The organism is Streptomyces dangxiongensis, from assembly GCF_003675325.1.
GTDB classification, from domain to species: Bacteria; Actinomycetota; Actinomycetes; order Streptomycetales; family Streptomycetaceae; genus Streptomyces; species Streptomyces dangxiongensis.
On the sequence record NZ_CP033073.1, the window covers coordinates 4,112,455 to 4,128,362 of the forward strand.

18 protein-coding genes, 1 tRNA gene and 1 pseudogene are annotated in these 15,908 nt (G+C 73.3%); 7 read left to right on the plus strand and 13 right to left on the minus strand.

The annotated features are described in order from the left end of the window. Window positions 1-260: 260 nt before the first annotated feature. The 8 genes from D9753_RS18335 to D9753_RS18370 form a co-directional block, all read right to left on the minus strand. Window positions 261-1,211: an RNA polymerase sigma factor SigF gene (locus tag D9753_RS18335; RefSeq protein WP_121787990.1), complete on the minus strand. Its 951-nt coding sequence runs from the start codon at window positions 1,209-1,211 to the stop codon at window positions 261-263. 359 nt (window positions 1,212-1,570) lie between these two features. Continuing rightward, the gene (locus D9753_RS18340; RefSeq protein ID WP_121787991.1) at window positions 1,571-2,431 is read right to left on the minus strand and encodes an RNA polymerase sigma factor SigF; all 861 of its coding nucleotides are present in this window, start codon (window positions 2,429-2,431) and stop codon (window positions 1,571-1,573) included. 150 nt (window positions 2,432-2,581) lie between these two features. Then, the gene (locus D9753_RS18345; protein WP_121787992.1) at window positions 2,582-2,875 is read right to left on the minus strand and encodes a Dabb family protein; all 294 of its coding nucleotides are present in this window, start codon (window positions 2,873-2,875) and stop codon (window positions 2,582-2,584) included. A 10-nt stretch (window positions 2,876-2,885) separates the two neighbouring features. Next, the gene (locus D9753_RS18350) at window positions 2,886-3,065 is read right to left on the minus strand and encodes a hypothetical protein (protein ID WP_121787993.1); all 180 of its coding nucleotides are present in this window, start codon (window positions 3,063-3,065) and stop codon (window positions 2,886-2,888) included. Window positions 3,066-3,216: 151 nt separating this feature from the next. Then, window positions 3,217-3,301 (minus strand) — tRNA-Ser (locus tag D9753_RS18355). Window positions 3,302-3,346: 45 nt separating this feature from the next. Further along, entirely contained in the window at window positions 3,347-3,778 is a 432-nt protein-coding gene (gene tadA, locus D9753_RS18360; protein WP_240468210.1) for a tRNA adenosine(34) deaminase TadA, read from the minus strand. Between the two features lie 59 nt (window positions 3,779-3,837). After that, window positions 3,838-4,380, minus strand: a complete 543-nt coding sequence (locus tag D9753_RS18365; RefSeq protein WP_121787994.1) for a tRNA adenosine deaminase-associated protein — start codon at window positions 4,378-4,380, stop codon at window positions 3,838-3,840. Window positions 4,381-4,714: 334 nt separating this feature from the next. Then, the gene (locus D9753_RS18370) at window positions 4,715-4,960 is read right to left on the minus strand and encodes a hypothetical protein (protein ID WP_121787995.1); all 246 of its coding nucleotides are present in this window, start codon (window positions 4,958-4,960) and stop codon (window positions 4,715-4,717) included. A gap of 93 nt (window positions 4,961-5,053) precedes the next feature. Here D9753_RS18370 and upp point away from each other — a divergent pair, with 93 nt between their 5' ends. Next, the gene (gene upp, locus D9753_RS18375) at window positions 5,054-5,689 is read left to right on the plus strand and encodes a uracil phosphoribosyltransferase (RefSeq protein WP_121787996.1); all 636 of its coding nucleotides are present in this window, start codon (window positions 5,054-5,056) and stop codon (window positions 5,687-5,689) included. A 47-nt stretch (window positions 5,690-5,736) separates the two neighbouring features. Here upp and D9753_RS18380 read toward each other — a convergent pair whose 3' ends face one another. Together D9753_RS18380 and D9753_RS18385 are read right to left on the minus strand one after the other, a co-directional pair. Then, a complete protein-coding gene (locus tag D9753_RS18380) occupies window positions 5,737-6,399 on the minus strand; it encodes a LytR C-terminal domain-containing protein (RefSeq protein ID WP_240468211.1) in 663 nt (220 codons plus the stop codon). Between the two features lie 98 nt (window positions 6,400-6,497). Then, window positions 6,498-6,794 carry a type II toxin-antitoxin system VapB family antitoxin gene (locus tag D9753_RS18385; protein ID WP_004943146.1) on the minus strand — a complete coding sequence of 99 codons (297 nt, stop codon included), beginning with the start codon at window positions 6,792-6,794 and terminating at the stop codon, window positions 6,498-6,500. 113 nt (window positions 6,795-6,907) lie between these two features. On the opposite strand from D9753_RS18385, the pseudogene D9753_RS18390 reads away from it, so the two are divergent. After that, window positions 6,908-7,882, plus strand: a pseudogene (locus D9753_RS18390) (helicase HerA-like domain-containing protein). 102 nt (window positions 7,883-7,984) lie between these two features. Here D9753_RS18390 and D9753_RS18395 read toward each other — a convergent pair. Together D9753_RS18395 and D9753_RS18400 are read right to left on the minus strand one after the other, a co-directional pair. Then, the gene (locus D9753_RS18395) at window positions 7,985-8,587 is read right to left on the minus strand and encodes an HhH-GPD-type base excision DNA repair protein (protein WP_121787998.1); all 603 of its coding nucleotides are present in this window, start codon (window positions 8,585-8,587) and stop codon (window positions 7,985-7,987) included. A 24-nt stretch (window positions 8,588-8,611) separates the two neighbouring features. After that, window positions 8,612-9,334: a siderophore-interacting protein gene (locus D9753_RS18400; protein WP_121787999.1), complete on the minus strand. Its 723-nt coding sequence runs from the start codon at window positions 9,332-9,334 to the stop codon at window positions 8,612-8,614. A 76-nt stretch (window positions 9,335-9,410) separates the two neighbouring features. Here D9753_RS18400 and D9753_RS18405 point away from each other — a divergent pair, with 76 nt between their 5' ends. The 5 genes from D9753_RS18405 (at window position 9,411) to D9753_RS18420 (ending at window position 14,747) form a co-directional block, all read left to right on the plus strand. Next, a complete protein-coding gene (locus D9753_RS18405; protein WP_121788000.1) occupies window positions 9,411-11,687 on the plus strand; it encodes a penicillin acylase family protein in 2,277 nt (758 codons plus the stop codon). Further along, window positions 11,680-12,267, plus strand: a complete 588-nt coding sequence (locus D9753_RS18410; RefSeq protein ID WP_121788001.1) for a GNAT family N-acetyltransferase — start codon at window positions 11,680-11,682, stop codon at window positions 12,265-12,267. The genes D9753_RS18405 and D9753_RS18410 overlap by 8 nt, the downstream gene beginning before the upstream one ends. A gap of 227 nt (window positions 12,268-12,494) precedes the next feature. Then, on the plus strand, window positions 12,495-14,297 hold the full coding sequence (locus D9753_RS18415) for a copper resistance CopC/CopD family protein (RefSeq protein ID WP_240468472.1): 1,803 nt from the start codon (window positions 12,495-12,497) through the stop codon (window positions 14,295-14,297). A 61-nt stretch (window positions 14,298-14,358) separates the two neighbouring features. Continuing rightward, window positions 14,359-14,529 carry a hypothetical protein gene (locus tag D9753_RS36590; RefSeq protein ID WP_163010730.1) on the plus strand — a complete coding sequence of 57 codons (171 nt, stop codon included), beginning with the start codon at window positions 14,359-14,361 and terminating at the stop codon, window positions 14,527-14,529. Then, entirely contained in the window at window positions 14,529-14,747 is a 219-nt protein-coding gene (locus tag D9753_RS18420; protein ID WP_121788002.1) for a hypothetical protein, read from the plus strand. The genes D9753_RS36590 and D9753_RS18420 overlap by 1 nt, the downstream gene beginning before the upstream one ends. A gap of 413 nt (window positions 14,748-15,160) precedes the next feature. Here the strand turns inward: D9753_RS18420 and D9753_RS18430 are convergent, their stop codons facing one another. Continuing rightward, window positions 15,161-15,382 (minus strand): hypothetical protein, encoded by a 222-nt coding sequence (locus D9753_RS18430; protein WP_121788003.1) that lies wholly within the window; start codon window positions 15,380-15,382, stop codon window positions 15,161-15,163. Window positions 15,383-15,908: the final 526 nt, after the last annotated feature.

The following is a 15,908-nucleotide window of genomic DNA, read 5'->3' on the forward strand; positions in this document are numbered from 1 at the left end:
GGGCGCGTTCCGCGTGCGATGCGCATGCCGACGCCTCCCCGGTCGATGCCGGGCGCGCCGGTGCCGTACGCCCTTCCGGGCGGATGCCGGACGACGGGCGCGACCCGGCCCCGGACGGACGAGGGCCGCCGACGCTGCCTGTCACGGCGCTTCGGCGGCCACGCGTATCCGTCGTACGCGTCGTCCCTGTGGCCCCGCCCGGTCCCGGCTCTCGTCGCTGACGGCTGTCGCGGCGGGGGAGTCCGGTGGGCGGTGGCCGGTCAGTCCGAGATCAGACCCTCCCGCAGTTGGGCCAGCGTCCGGGTGAGCAGCCGGGAGACGTGCATCTGGGAGATGCCGACCTCCTCGCCGATCTGCGACTGGGTCATGTTGGCGAAGAAGCGCAGCATGATGATCCGCCGCTCCCGGGGCGGGAGCTTGGCCAGCAGGGGCTTGAGGGACTCGCGGTACTCGACCCCCTCCAGCGCGCTGTCCTCGTAGCCGAGCCGGTCGGCGAGGGAGCCCTCGCCGCCGTCGTCCTCGGGGGCCGGCGAGTCGAGGGAGGACGCGGTGTAGGCGTTGCCGACCGCGAGGCCGTCGACGACGTCCTCCTCGGAGACGCCGAGCACGGCGGCCAGTTCCGTCACCGTGGGCGAGCGGTCCAGCTTCTGCGACAGCTCGTCGCTGGCCTTGGTGAGGGCCAGGCGCAGCTCCTGGAGGCGGCGCGGGACGCGCACCGACCACGAGGTGTCGCGGAAGAAGCGCTTGATCTCACCGACGACGGTCGGCATCGCGAACGTCGGGAACTCCACGCCCCGTTCGCAGTCGAACCGGTCGATCGCCTTGATCAGGCCGATCGTGCCGACCTGGACGATGTCCTCCATCGGCTCGTTGCGTGAGCGGAAACGCGCTGCCGCGTAGCGCACCAGCGGCAGGTTCAGCTCGATGAGGGTGTCCCGGACGTAGGCCCGCTCGGGGCTGTGCTCGTCCAGCGCGGCGAGGCGCAGGAACAGTGAGCGGGACAGGGTGCGGGTGTCGAGGTTCGCCGTGGCCTGCGTGGCCGGGACAGCTTCGGCGGCCGGGGCGGCGGCCGGGGACGGCACGGCCTCGAGGGCTGTGACGCCCTCGAAGCCGTCGAGGACGTCGAGAGCGTCGAGAGCGTCGAGCTCCTTGGGCGCTGCCTCGCTCAGCGTGGGCGTCAGCACCTTCGAGCTGCCCTGGTCTGCGGACATGCCACCCCCTTTGGGTCGCGGGACGGTCGCGGCGGCGTCCTTCCCGAGCGACGCAGCCTTCACCTGAATACCGGAGCCGAAGCCTCGGCAAACGCGCTTCCCGCAGAATGTCACATGTCGGCAACGCGCTGTAGTGACATGTCGACATGTAAGAAGTGAATACCCCCTGCAGAGAAGGGGTCTGACGGTATTTCGGGCCGCAACTGTCGGCAACTGCCCTGGTGAGGGATTCGCCCGCGCCGGTTACGGCTCGCTCGGATTTGCGATGCAGTGCCGTCCGGAGTGTGCTTCCGTGCGCCCGCTGTGCAACCACGTGTCGCCCGCTGTGCGACGGTTCGGCGGTCGCGTGGTCCGCGGGTCTACGCGTCGATCCGATTCGCGGAACGCAGCCGTTGGAAGCTGCGGGCGAGCAGCCGCGAGACATGCATCTGGGAGACGCCGAGTTCCGCGCTGATCTGGGACTGGGTGAGATTGCTGTAGTAGCGCAGCAGGAGAATGCGCTGTTCCCGTTCGGGGAGCTGGACGAGGAGATGGCGGACCAGGTCACGGTGTTCCACGCCGTCCAGCGCCGGGTCCTCGTAACCGATCCGGTCGAGCAGTCCGGGCAGCCCGTCGCCCTCCTGCGCGGCCTCCAGCGAGGTGGCGTGGTACGAGCGTCCCGCCTCGATGCAGCTCAGCACCTCCTCCTCGCTGATCCGCAGCCGGTCGGCGATCTCGACGGTGGTCGGTGAGCGGCCGTGGAGCGTGGTCAGGTCCTCGGTCGCGCTGTTGACCTGCACCCACAGCTCGTGCAGCCGGCGGGGGACGTGGACCGTGCGGACGTTGTCCCGGAAGTACCGCTTGATCTCGCCGACGACGGTCGGCATGGCGAAGGTCGGGAACTGCACCCCCCGGTCGGGGTCGAAGCGGTCGATGGCGTTGATCAGGCCGATGGTGCCGACCTGGATGACGTCCTCCATCGGCTCGTTGCGGGAGCGGAAGCGGGCGGCGGCGTAGCGCACGAGCGGGAGGTTGGCCTCGATGAGCGCCCCCCGCACGCGGTTGTGCTCCGGCGTGCCCGGGGTGAGCGTCTTCAGCTCGGCGAACAGCACCTGGGTGAGGGCCCGGGTGTCCGCGCCCCGGCGCCTCTCGGGGGTCGGCGGGGGCGGAGCAGGTGCCTCCTCCTGGGGCGGCGCAGTACTGGCCGACACGGTCAACGCCACCTCTTCACGGTCAATCATCCGTCAAAAGCTGTCATAGCATCACAAGACATGTGCACTGTGTGCAAGCACCGCATAACCCCGTGTTGTGCTCAAATACTGACAAGTTGGGGCTCAAGACGCGTGAAAGCCCCCCGCCGTTCCGGCGGGGGGCTTTCACGGGGGAAGGGCTCAGAACTCGTAGTCGGCGATCACCCACGTGGCGAACTCGCGCCACAGCGCGACGCCCGCCTGATGGGCCGGATGCTCCAGATAGCGCCGCAGGGCGTCGGCGTCCTCGACGGCCGAGTTGATCGCGAAGTCGTAGGCGATCGGCCGGTCGCTGATGTTCCAGGCGCACTCCCAGAACCGCAGCTCCTCGATCTGTCCGCCGAGCGCCCGGAAGGCCTCGACACCCGCGACCACGCGCGGATCGTCGCGTCCGACGCCGTCGTTGAGCCTGAAGAGGACCAGATGACGGATCATGGGACGTACCTCAGCTCTTTCCTCCGTTGGCGAGCCAGGTCATGAAGTCGCCTATGGCGCTGGCCGCGTCCGATATGCCTTCGAAGCCTATCTGCACGTAGTCGGCCGCCTTGGCCGGGTCTGTGATGATCACGTACAGCGCGAAGACCACGAGCACGTACACGGCGATCTTCTTGGCGTTCACCGCCATCGCGGCCTCCCCTGTGCCAGTGCCCCGAGGGCCCCCTGTTGCCGGCGGCGAGTGTAACCTTCGCGCCTTCCCCCACCGCCGACAGCCCGTCGGCGCGGTCGGGCCCGGGACACGAGAAAGGCCCCGCCGTGGGGCGGGGCCTTTCTGCAAGCGGTAGCGGAGGGATTTGAACCCTCGGTGACTTGCGCCACACTCGCTTTCGAGGCGAGCTCCTTCGGCCGCTCGGACACGCTACCGAGGGAGACCTTACAGCACGGTGCGGCCGGGTTTGAAATCGTGATTCAGCGGTCCCGGAAGAACCCGGTGAGGAGCCGGGCGCACTCCGCCGCGAGGACGCCCTCGATGACCTCCGGGCGGTGGTTGAGCCTTCGGTCGCGCACCACGTCCCACAGGGAACCCGTGGCGCCCGCCTTCTCGTCCCGGGCGCCGTACACCACCCGGTCCACCCGGGACTGGACCAGTGCGCCGGCGCACATCGTGCACGGCTCCAGGGTGACGACCAGCGTGCAGCCGGTCAGCCGCCACTCCCCGAGCCGGGCCGCGGCCCGCCGGAGCGCGAGCACCTCCGCGTGGGCCGTGGGATCACCGGTGGCCTCGCGCTCGTTGTGCCCGGCCCCCAGTACGGTCGTACCGTCCGGGGACAGCACGACCGCGCCGACCGGGACGTCACCGCCCCGGGCGGCCAGCCCGGCCTCGTCCAGGGCGAGCCGCATCGCGGGCCGCCAGCGGTCGCGTACCGGGTCCGGTGTGCCCCGCGGGTCCTGGATCGCGGTCAGCGGACGGTCTCCAGCACCTCCGAGGCGCCCAGGGCCTCGGCGATCGTGTTCAGCGCGTCGTCGGCGTCCAGGGCGCGCAGTTGCTTCTCGCCGATGCCCAGGTCCTCCAGGATCTCGCTGTCGCCCACCGGGCTGTGCGGCACCGAGTCGGCGCCGGGGGTGCCGTCCTCCTCGGCGTCCTCGGCGTCCTCGGACTCGCCGTCCTCCGTGCCGTCGAGGTCCAGGGAGTCCAGATCCGGGCCGTCGTCCGAGCCGGGCTCCCGGCCGAGCAGCTCGTCGGTGAGCAGCAGCTCGCCGTACGCGCTGCGCCGGGCGGCGGCGGCGTCCGACACGTAGATGCGAGGGTCCTCCTCGCCGTCCACGCGGAAGACTCCGAACCAGGAGTCCTCCTGCTCGATCAGGACGAGCACGGTGTCCTCGTCGGGAGAGGCTTCCCGGGCCAGGTCGGCCAGATCCGACAGGGTCTCCACATCGTCCAGCTCCGTGTCGCTCGCTTCCCACCCGTCTTCGGTGCGCGCGAGCAGTGCGGCGAAGTACACCGTGACTCTCCCACTGGTCATAGGCGTGCCGGTTGGGGGTCCCCCCGGCGGAGGTACGTGGGAGGGGAGAGCCTGGGCCCCGAGCCCCACCCACTCGGAATCGTGGCAGAAACAAGGCGTCCAGGGGACGTCTTCGGCTCCCTGTGTCTGGCTGTTTCGACCGGGATCGGTGATCGGTCCACCAGCGCGCTCATTGCCGCCACCTGCGGATCGTACGCGGCTTTCCCCGGCGCTCACGCATGCCCGCCGTACCGACACCGGTGCGGGCTGGATCTCCGTCCTCCGGACGTCCGCACCGGGCCCGGCCTGCGCGGCTCCCGTCCGGGCGGCCCGCCTATCGGCGGAACGTGCGCATTCGCATCGCGTGGCGCAATCGGGCGACCTTGGCGCGCCGCGGCTGGACGCGGGCGCGCAGTTCCCGGGCCTCGGCGAGATCGCGCAGAAACTGGGCGCGGCGGCGCCGGCGGTCGGCCGCGCTCTCGGGCGCGTCGGGACCGGTTCTCGAGGACTCGCTCCCGGAACCGGCCGCTCCGCCGGTGGCCCCGAGAACGTCCATACGCTTGTCAGGCAGGTCAGACACGTCACACCACCCCTGTCCGTCCTACCCACTTTCCCCCGGACGGCCGGTTTGACGCCAGCGTGAGGGGGCGCGCGGCGCAGGTACCGTTAGGGCATGCGCCTCCACGTCGTCGACCACCCTCTGGTCGCCCACAAGCTCACCACGCTGCGCGACCAGCGCACCGATTCCGCGACCTTCCGGCGGCTCGCCGACGAGCTGGTCACCCTGCTCGCCTACGAGGCCACGCGGGACGTGCGCACCGAGACGGTGGGCATCCGGACGCCGGTCGCGCAGACCACCGGCGTCAAGCTCGCCCGCCCCCGCCCGCTCGTCGTGCCGATCCTGCGCGCAGGTCTGGGCATGCTGGACGGCATGGTCCGGCTGCTGCCGACCGCCGAGGTGGGCTTCCTGGGCATGATCCGCAACGAGGAGACGCTAGAGGCCTCCACGTACGCCTCGCGCATGCCCGAGGACCTCTCGGGCCGCCAGGTGTACGTCCTGGACCCGATGCTGGCCACGGGCGGCACCCTGGTCGCGGCGATCCGGGAGCTGATCAGGCGCGGCGCCGACGACGTCACGGCGGTCGTCCTGCTGGCCGCCCCCGAGGGCGTCGAGGTCATGGAGCGCGAGCTGGCCGGCACCCCGGTCACGGTCGTCACGGCGGCCGTGGACGACCACCTCAACGAGCACGGCTACATCATCCCGGGTCTGGGTGACGCGGGGGACCGGCTGTACGGCGCGGCGGAGTAGGCGCCGCGCGGGTACGACCACGGCACGAGGGCTGCACGGGGCGGGTACTACCGCGCCGCGCAGCCCTTCTTCGTCGTGGCCGCGGACGAGGGCGCGGCGGAGGCCGCGGGTGCGTTCAGCTCGGCGAGGGCCCGGTCGGCGGACGCCTGCCCGGTCAGCCCCTTGAACGCGTCCCCGATGACCAGGTCGAGGTCGGTTCCCTTGCGGCCCGCGTCGGTGCTCAGGCCGGCCCCGCCGAGCTGGGTGCCGAGCACCCGCAGCGAGGTGTCCCGCGCGGCGGCCGGGCCGAGGAGCAGCCCCGTGCCCTTGACCTTCTTGTCGAACTGCTTTGGCGCGTTGCCCACGGCGCCGATCCGGAAGCCGCGTCTGCGTAGCTGGTCCGCGGTGTCCTTGGCGAGTCCGGTGCGCCGGGTGGCGTTGTAGACGTTCACCTTGATCCGGCCGGGCGCGGGCAGCGCCACGGCCCGGGCCGCCGGGGCCGCCGCGGCCTTGAGCCGGCAGTCCGCCGCGGAACCGGCCGCGGGTTTCCTGTCGCCGGAGAAGACGTCGATGAGCTGCAGGGTGCCCCAGCCGGTCAGGCCGAGCACGGCGGCCGACGCCACTACGACGGCCACGAGCCTGACGTGCCGCCGGGGCGGGCGCATCCGCGGGTAGGTGTTCCCCGTGATGCGGTACCGGCCGCCCATGCCGGGGGGAGTCAGCATGCTCATGAACGCAGCGTAGTGCGCCCGGGCGACGATGCCTATCAGATGATCAGCTCATGCCGCCCAGCGGAACCCGAAAGGGCCAACGGCCGTGTCGCGCCGCGTCAGTCCAGTTCGAGCACGCGTGCGTGCAGCACCTGGCGCTGCTGGAGCGCGGCGCGGACCGCGCGGTGCAGTCCGTCCTCCAGATACAGGTCGCCCTGCCACTTCACGACGTGCGCGAAGAGGTCGCCGTAGAACGTCGAGTCCTCCGCCAGCAGGGTCTCCAGATCGAGCTGCTGCTTGGTGGTGACGAGCTGATCGAGGCGGACCGGGCGCGGCGCGACGTCCGCCCACTGCCGGGTGCTTTCCCGGCCGTGGTCGGGGTACGGCCGGCCGTTTCCGATGCGCTTGAAGATCACACGGAAAGCCTACCGGTCAAGACGTTCCGGGCGCAGCCATGGTGGCCGAGTGCCACGCTTGAAAAGATGGAACAAATCAGGCAAACGGGCTACTACGGGAACAGGGGCCGTGGATGAGTGACAGCGACAAGGCGCCGACCGCCGGCCCGCAACAGTCCGCCGCGCTGCCCGCCGGGGCCCGCGCGATCGCCTCCGGGTACGCCTTCACCGGCCCCGCCCTCGACCTCGGCGCCCTCCCTGTGGGACGGACGGTGTCACGCGGGCGCGCCGGTGTTCCTCGCGGACATCAAGGGCGACCTGTCCGGCCGCGCACCCGGCCGGGCCAGGACGGCGACCGGGTGCGCGGCCGGGCCGCGGAAGTGGGCCAGGACTGGACCCCGGCCGGATTCCCGGCGGAGTTCCTGGCGCTCGGCGGCCTCGGCCACGGCATCCCCGTACGGGCGACCGTCACCAGCTTCGGGCCGGTGCTGCTGGCCAAGGTGCTCCAGTTGAACCCGACCCAGGAACAGTCCCTTGGCCTGGTCTTCCACTACGCCGACACCAAGGGCCTGGAACTGATCGACCTCAAGGACCTGCGCGCGGTCGTCGCCTTCCTCGCCTCCGACGAGGAAGGCGACGAGCTGAGGAACATCGGCGGGCTGTCCGGCGCCACGGCCGGGGTCTTCCTGCGCGCGCTGACCGCCTTCGAGGCGGAGGGCGCGGCGGACTTCTTCGGCGAGCCGGAGTTCGACACGGCCGGCCTCCTGCGCACGGCGGAGGACGGCCGCGGCATCGTCTCCGTGCTGGAGCTGCCGGCCGCCGCGCTGGACCGGGCGGTCCGTGGCTCCTCGCTCCGCGGACGTTATGCACAGGCTGTGGACCGCGAGTCGGCGTACGAGAAGCTGAGCGTGGGCCGGGCGGCGGCGGAGGCGGAGGCGCCGTCGGCGCGCGAGCCGAAGCACAAGGGGGCGGCACCGCGGGAGGAGCCGTCGCTGGCCGAACAGGTCGTGAGCAGCGGCGTGTTCAAGTCGCTGGCCCGCTCGGTCGGCACCCAGCTAGGGCGGGAGATCACCCGTTCCCTGTTCGGCACGGCCCGACGGCGACGGTAGTACGGCGCCGCCCGTGGGTAGTTGGGGCTCGCGCCTGCCGGGGTGGTGAACGGCGTTCCCGTGCGGCTGGGGGTGGGTGCGGGTGCGCGGGGGCTGGCCGCCTCAGTTGCCCGTGTCCCTCGGGGGCCGGCTCTGTTTCTTCGTCGCCTTCATCTCCTGTCTGTACGCGCGGACCTTGGCCAATGATTCCGGGCCGGTGATGTCGGCGACGGAGCGGAAGGAGTCCGGTTCGCCGTAGGGCCCGGCGGCCTCCCGCCAGCCCTCGGGGGCGACCCCGAGCCGCTTGCCGAGCAGGGCCAGGAAGATCTGCGCCTTCTGTCTCCCGAACCCCGGCAGGTCCTCCAGCCGCCGCAGCAGCTCGGCCCCGCTGCCGGCGTCCCGCCAGACCGCCTCGGCGTCCCCGTCGTAGTGCTCGACGAGGTACTGGCACAACTGCTGCACCCGCTTGGCCATCGAACCCGGATAGCGGTGCACCGCGGGCTTCTCGGCGAGCACCGCGGCGAACGCCTCCGGATCCGTCGCCGCGATCTCGTGCGCGTCCAGATCCTCGGTGCCGAGCCGGTCCGCGATGGTCCGGGGCCCCTTGAACGCCCACTCCATCGGAACCTGCTGATCCAGCAGCATCCCGGTCAGCGCGGCGAGCGGGGAGCGCCCGAGCAGCGCGTCGGCCGCGGGCTCCTGGGCGAGGTGCAGGGTGACGTCCATGGGTCGATGATCCCGCGCGGTCCCTCAGTCCGCGCGCCAGTACCCCAGCGCGTGCACCCGCTGCTTCGGCACGCCCAGTTCCCTGCGGACGTAGCCCGCGAGCGTCCGGGTCGTCGCCGTGTCGCAGGCGATCCAGACGTACGGGTCGGGAGTGCCGGCGAGGGCGGCGGGCAGTTCGGCGCGGACCCGTTCCACCAGGTGGGCACCCCCGTCCCGGCGCGGCACCGGCCGTATCTCGTGCGGGGCCCGGCCGGCCGGCCCGGGCAGTCCCGCCGGGTCGCCCTCGAACCAGACGGTCGCCGGGACCGGACCCAGCGCGGCCAAGAGCGAGTTGACGGCGGGCAGGGAGGCCGGGTCACCGATCGCGACGAGATGCGAGGGCGTGGGATCCGGGTGCCGGAACCCGGTGCCCTGCACGGTCGCCTCGACGGTGTCGCCGGGCCGCGCGGCCCGCGCCCAGTCGGAGGCCCGGCCCTCGTGCAGGGCGAACTCCAGGCCGAAGGTGCCGGCGGCCGGGTCGGGGTCGACCAGGGTGTAGGCGCGCTGGTGCGGCCGGCCGGCGTCGGCGAACCACAGCCGTACCCACATCGTGGGGTGGACGCCGGCCGCGGCGAGGAGCCCGCCGTCGCTGAGCCGGAGCCGCCGGTAGCGCGGGGTGACGTCCTCGGCGTCGAGGACCGTGCAGCGGAAATCCTTGCCGCCCAGCAGCCTGAGGACCGTGCCTTCCCAACCCCGCCCCTGCCCCATGACCCCTCCGCCGCTCGCGTACGATTCCCCCAAAAACTTAGGCCAGGCTAACCTAAAGAGAGGGAGGGGTTCCCGGGTGACCACCGAGACCTACCGCGACGCCTGGGGCATCCCCCACCTGCGCGCGTCCGGCGTCCGCGAACTCGCCCACGCCCAGGGCAGGGTCACCGCCCACGACCGGGCCTGGCAACTGGAGGTCGAACGGCACCGCGCGCAGGGCACCTCGGCCGCCTTCCTCGGCGCCCCGGCCGTCTCCTGGGACGTCCTCGCCCGCCGCGCCCGGCTGGACGACACCGCCCGCCGCTGCTTCACCGCCCTGGAGCGCCGGGACCCCGGGACGGCCGACTGGGTCCGGGCGTACGTCGACGGCGTCAACGCGGGCCTGCCCGCGGGCGCCCGCCGCGCCCCCGAGTTCGCCCGCACCGGCCTGGCGCCCGGCCGCTGGCAGCCCTGGACGCCCCTCGGCATCTGGCTCGCCACCCACATCCTCTTCGCCGGCTTCCCCGCCAAGCTCTGGCGCGAGCACGCGATACGGCACCTCGGCCCGGACGCCGTCCGCCTGTTCGCCGCCGACGGCCCCGGCACCGCCGGCAGCAACGGCTGGCTCGTCACCGGCGAGCGCACCGCCAGCGGCCACGCCCTCATCGCCGGTGACCCGCACCGCTTCATCGAGGACCCCGGCGTCTACCAGCAGCTCCGCCTCTCCTGCCCCGAGTTCGACGTCGTCGGCCTCGCCGTCCCCGGCGTCCCCGGCATCGCCCACTTCGGCCACACCGGCACCGTCGCCTGGGCCATCACCAACGCCATGGCCGACTACCAGGACCTCTACCGCGAACGCCTGCGCCGTACGGGCGCCGGCGTCGAGGCCCTCTCCCCGGACGGCACCTGGCACCGCGCCGCCCGGCACACCGAGACCGTCGAGGTCGCCGGCGGACCCCCGCTCGTACTGGAGATCGTCGAAACCGCCCGGGGCCCGGTCATCGCCGGCGGCCCGGACGGCTTCGACGGCACGCCGGACGGGGCGCACGGGCCCGAGGCCGCCGACGGTACGGCCGTACCCCCGGGGCCGCCCACCGCCGACGAGAGCCGTACGGCCGGGCCGGGCGGGAGCGGCAGTCCCGCCGGGGGGCTGGTCGAAGCGCTCGCCCTCCGCTACCCGCCCCGGGTCACCGAAGACCTCGGATTCGGCGCCCTCCTCCCGCTCCTCCGCTCCCGCACCGTCTCCGACGTCGACCGGGCCCTGGACGCCTGGGCCGAACCGGTCAACGTCGTCCACGCCGCCGACACCGAGGGGGGCACCCTCCACCGCGTCGCCGGCCGCGTCCCCGCACGGGCCGAGGCCAACCGGCTCCACCCGGTCCCCGCCTGGATTCCCGGCCACGCATGGCAGGGCACGCACGAGACGCCGTACGCCGCCCCGGCCGACGGCATCGCGGTGATGGCGAACGAACGCGGCCTCGCCGCCCCCCTCGGCGTCGAGTTCGCCCCACCCCACCGCGCCGCCCGCATCCGCGCCCTCCTCGACGCGCGCCGCACCTGGACCGCCGACGACATGGCCGCGATCCACACGGACACCCACCTCGCCTCCGCCGGCCCGCTCCTGGACCACCTCGCCGCCCTCACCGGCCTCACCCCCGCCGCCGCCGGCCTCCGCGACCGCCTCCTCGCCTGGGACCGCCGCATGGAGGCGGACAGCACCGACGCGGCGGTGTACGCGGCGGTGCGCGGCGCCGTCGTACGCCACCTCGCCGCGCACCCCGCCCTCGCCCCGCTCACCGCGCCCCCGGCCTACCCGGACGTCCTGCTTCCGTGGCTGGCCCTGATGCCCCGCGTCGGCTACGCCCTCGAACACCTGCTGCGCGCCGAGAGCCTGTACGGCATCGACCGCGCCGCGGCGGTCCGTGCGGCCCTGGAGGAGGTCGCCGCCGCACCGCCCACCGGCCCCTGGTCGGCCACCCACCGGCTGGCCCCCTGGAGGGCACTGCCGACGGACCCGCCCACCGGCCCGGACACTCCCGTCCCCGGCACTCCCGTCCCCGACACCCCCCGCTCCACCGCTCCCGGCCCCACCGCTCCCGGCCCCACCGCTCCCGGCCTCGCCGGTGACCACGACTGCGTGCTCAGCACCTCGGCCGTCCCCGGTCTCACCGACCGCTCCGCCCGCGGCCCGGCCGCCCGTTACGTCTGGGACCTCGCCGACCGCGACAACAGCCGCTGGGTGGTCCCCTTCGGAGCCGACGGTGTCCCCGGCGCCGCCCACAACCGCGACCAGCTCCCCCTGTGGCTCGGGGGAGACCTCGCCCCGGTCGTCACCGACTGGACCCTGCTCACCCCCGAGGAGACCGATGACTGATCTGCACATCCAGCACATCGACGGTTACGGCACCGTCCGCATCCGTCCCCTCGACCCGGAGGGCGACGCGGGGCCGGTCCACGCCTGGGTGAGCGAGGAACGGGCCGCGTTCTGGGGCATGAACGGCCTGTCCGAGGCGCAGGTCGCCGAGATCTACGCCCACATGGCCACCCTGGACACCCACCACGCCTACCTCGTCACCAAGGACGACCGGCCGGCCGCGCTCCTCCAGACGTACGAGCCGGCCGCCGACCGCGTGGGCGAGTGCTACGACGTCCGCCCCGGCGACCTCGGCGTACACCTCCTCCTCGCCCCCGCCGGCCCCGACGGCCCGCACACCAACTGGACCTCGGCCCTGCTGACGGCGATGACGACGTTCGCGCTCCGGGTCCTGGACCGGCACCGGATCGTCGTCGACCCGGACGTCCGCAACGCCAAGGCGCTCGCCCGCTTCGAACGCCAGGGTTTCCGCCGGGGCCCCGCGGTCGTCCTCCCCGAGATCGACCTTCCCGAGGTGCACCTGCCTCAGAAGCACGCCCAACTCGCGTTCCTCGACCGGGCGGCGGCCTTCCCCGGGTGACGACACCCGAGGAGCCGACCGCCCACCACGGACCCGGAGCCCCGGCCCACCGCCGCTTCCCGGCCTTCCGGTGGTGGACGGCGCGAAGGCCACCCGGCCGCCCGGTGAGCGGACGGGCCTTCCCACCCGTACCCCTACCGAGGCACTGGCACGGGTGCACATGGTCGTGGGGACGGAGGCTGACGACGGTGCTGCGCGACGGACACCGACGACCGGAACGGCAACACATCCCAAGCGCCACAAGGCGCCCCCTCCCGGCGCTCCTGCTGCTCCCGGCCCTCCTGCTCGGCCTCCTGCCGGGCCTGGTGCTGGGCACGGCCGCCCCCGCCTCCGCGCACGCCGTCCTGCGCGCCACGGATCCCGCCGACGGAACCGTCCTGCGTACGGCACCCCGTCACGTGACCCTCACCTTCACCGAGTCGGTCGGCCTGCTGACCGACTCCTTCCGGGTGTACGACCCCCGTAACCACCGGCTGCGCACCGGGCCCGCCGGCCACGCCCCCGGCCGCTCCGACACGGCCCGCGTGTCCCTGCCCGCCCGGGCGGCCACCGGCACGTACACGGTCGCCTGGCGGGTGGTGTCGGCCGACAGCCACCCGGTGTCCGGCGCCCTCACCTTCTCGGTCGGCAAGCGCACGGCGACCCCGGCGGCCCCGCCCCCGGACGGCACGGAGAACGGGGCGACGACCGCCCTCCACACGATCGCCCGCTACCTCGCCTACCTCTCCCTGGCCCTGCTCCTGGGTACGGCCGCGTTCGTGGCGTACTGCCGTCCGCCGACGACGGCCCACCTGCGCGCCCCCGCCCTGGCCGCCACGGTCACGCTGGTCCTCTCCACCGGCGCGCTGTACCTCCTGCGCGCCCCCTACGAGGAGGCGGCCTCCCCGGCCACCGCCCTCAGGCTCTCCGCCCTCACCCACACGGCGACGACCCGCCCGGGTCAGCTCCTCCTGGTCCGGCTGGCGCTGCTGTCGCTTGCGGCCGCGATCTTCGCGGCCCCGCCGAGAATCAGGCGTGCGCGGCTCCCGCGCAGGGCCGGCCTCGCGGCAGCCGCGGTCCTCGCCGTCGCCCTGTCCCTGACCTGGTCGGCGTCCGACCACGCCTCGGCGGGTATCCAGGTCCCCGCGGCGATCGTCTCCTCCACCCTGCACCTGCTGGCCATGGCGGCGTGGCTCGGCGGCCTGGCCGCCCTCCTGTGGACGTTCCGGCACACCCCGGCGCCGGCCGGTCTGCCGGCCTCGGTCCCGGCCCGTTTCTCCCGTCTGGCCGCCGCCTCGGTGACGGTCCTAACGCTGACCGGCGTCTACCAGTCCTGGCGGGGCCTCGGCTCCTGGCAGGCCCTGACGGACACGACGTACGGCCGTACCCTCCTGGCCAAGCTGGCCGCGGTCGCCGCCCTCCTCCTGGCGGCGGCCTGCTCCCGCACCTGGACCGCCCGCCTGACCCGGGCCGCCGCCGCCCCCGTCCGTCAGCGCGTCCCCGAACCGGCCACGGGCCCCCCGCTGCCCCTACTCCCCCCGGAGCCTCCCCCCGCCGTCCCCCTCCACCTGCTGCGGCGGTCGGTGCTGGCGGAGGCGATGGCCGCCGTGCTGGTGCTGGCCCTGACGACACTGCTGACCAGCACCGTGCCAGGCCGCGCGGCGACCGGTTCCGTGTCGTCCGGCGCCCAGGCGACGGCCGGCATCCCCACGGCGTCCGTCATCACGATCCCCTTCGACACCGGGGCCCCCGGCGGCCGGGGCACGGTCCAGATCACCCTGGACCCCGGCCGCGTCGGCACCAACTCCGTCCAGGCGGTGATCTACGGCTCCGACGGCGGCCTCTCCGCCGTCCCCGGACTCCGCCTCACCCTCACGCTCCCGTCCCGGCACCTGGGACCCCTGGACACGCGGGTCACCGACCGCGGCGGCTACTGGTCCGCCCCCTCCTTCACCCTGCCCCTGCCCGGTACCTGGACGATGAAGGCGACGGTCCGCGTCTCGGACCTCGATCAGGTGACGGTGTCGGCACCGCTACGGGTGACGCGCTGACGCGACCACTCCGGCCCGGCAGCGGCTTCTCGGTGGTCAAGGCCGCACGTATCACGCGTCTATGGGTGGCGAGGTCGCGGTGACCGCGGAGGGCGTGCCGGTGAACGGCGTCCTGGCACTCCGGCTGACCGGTGCGGAGCCGCCACGGCTGCGCACCATGTCCGAGGACAGCCGAAGGGCGGGCGGCCGGCTGTCGGCGTCCACGGGAACCGGCTCATCGCCCGTCCGGTGATGGTGATGTCACGGCGGGGCTTCGCCACAGCGCACGACCCCGATGCCGGCCCCGGCAGACTCCTGCGACGGGCGGCCGGACTCAGCCGGGAACTCGGCGCGCTGTCGGGCGAGGTGGTGGACGCGCGCTACGCGGGCGCGTTCCTCGCCCCGCTGTTGATCAATCACACGAAGTGCCGCGACCTCGTGTCCGAGGCGCTCGCGCAGCAGGGCCGGTGAACCGTCCGGCTGCCGGAGCGGCGGTGCTCGGTGAAGCAGGCCACGCGGGCGCCACCTCCCGCGTTGCGGGACGGGCGCCGACGCGGGCGCCCGCCAGTGGTGGAGGCGGGCGCCGCACAGGGCCCGACGGCCGTGCGGCGCGCCCGGGAGGAGCTAGGCGGCCGCGCGCCGCGCGGGGCGCCCGTCCGAGCCGCTGTCAGGGCCCGGGGCCTCGGCGTCCTCGGTCCAGAGCGTCTCGTCGTCCCCGAAGTCCGGGGCCTGGAAGGGGTTCGTCGTCGGACGCGGCGAGCCCGCGGTGGAACTGCGGGGCTGGCCTTCCGGAGCGGAGAACAGCGACGTCGGTTCGATGAGAGGTCTCTCTTTCGTTACAGGCCCCTGACGGGGCCCGGCGTGCCGTGACCGGGCACAGCGGTCTACAGCTTGGTCATCTTGGCGTACGGGCTCAGGATCCGCATCTGCGCCGAGCCGAAATCGACGAGCACCGCGATTCCTTCCTCGACGCCGATCACGCGGCCGAGGCCGTACATGTCGTGTGTGACCTGGTCGCCCACGGCGAAATGCTTGGGAGCCGGTGCGGCCGGGGCCTTGAAGGGGCTGGTCGGCAAGTGACGCTTGGGTGCAGCAGGCTTTGTCATTGTCCCCAGTATGCGCCCAAGTGCCTCCGGTCCGCTGCGGCCGTGCACATCCGTTATCCGGCGGGGGTGCGGCCGGCACCGGCCGCGCGCGGGCGGAATCCGGGCCGCGCTGCCCGTGACCTGCGTCTTCCATGGCCGGGGCCGCAGCCGTCCTTGGTGACGGCGGCCGACCACGGTTCGCTCCGACGTTCCGCCTCCGCTCGTCCCGGCGTCCCGCTTCCGCTCGTCGCGGCGTCCGGCCCCGGGTCGATCCGGCGTCCCGTGGCGGGGCGGACAACGACGAAGGGCCCCCACCGCAAGCGGCGGGGCCCTTCGACATCGTGCCCGGTGAGGCACTGGCGGAGGATACGAGATTCGAACTCGTGAGGGGTTGCCCCCAACACGCTTTCCAAATGTTCGTCTGGGGGTACGGGGACGATCAGGAGCGTTCTGACCTGCGCCGGAGCGGCGCTGCGAGCATGTCCTGGACGGTGCTGAACAGTGGTGAATGCAACCAGAACTGCAACCACGGAAGCGGACAGCGTGA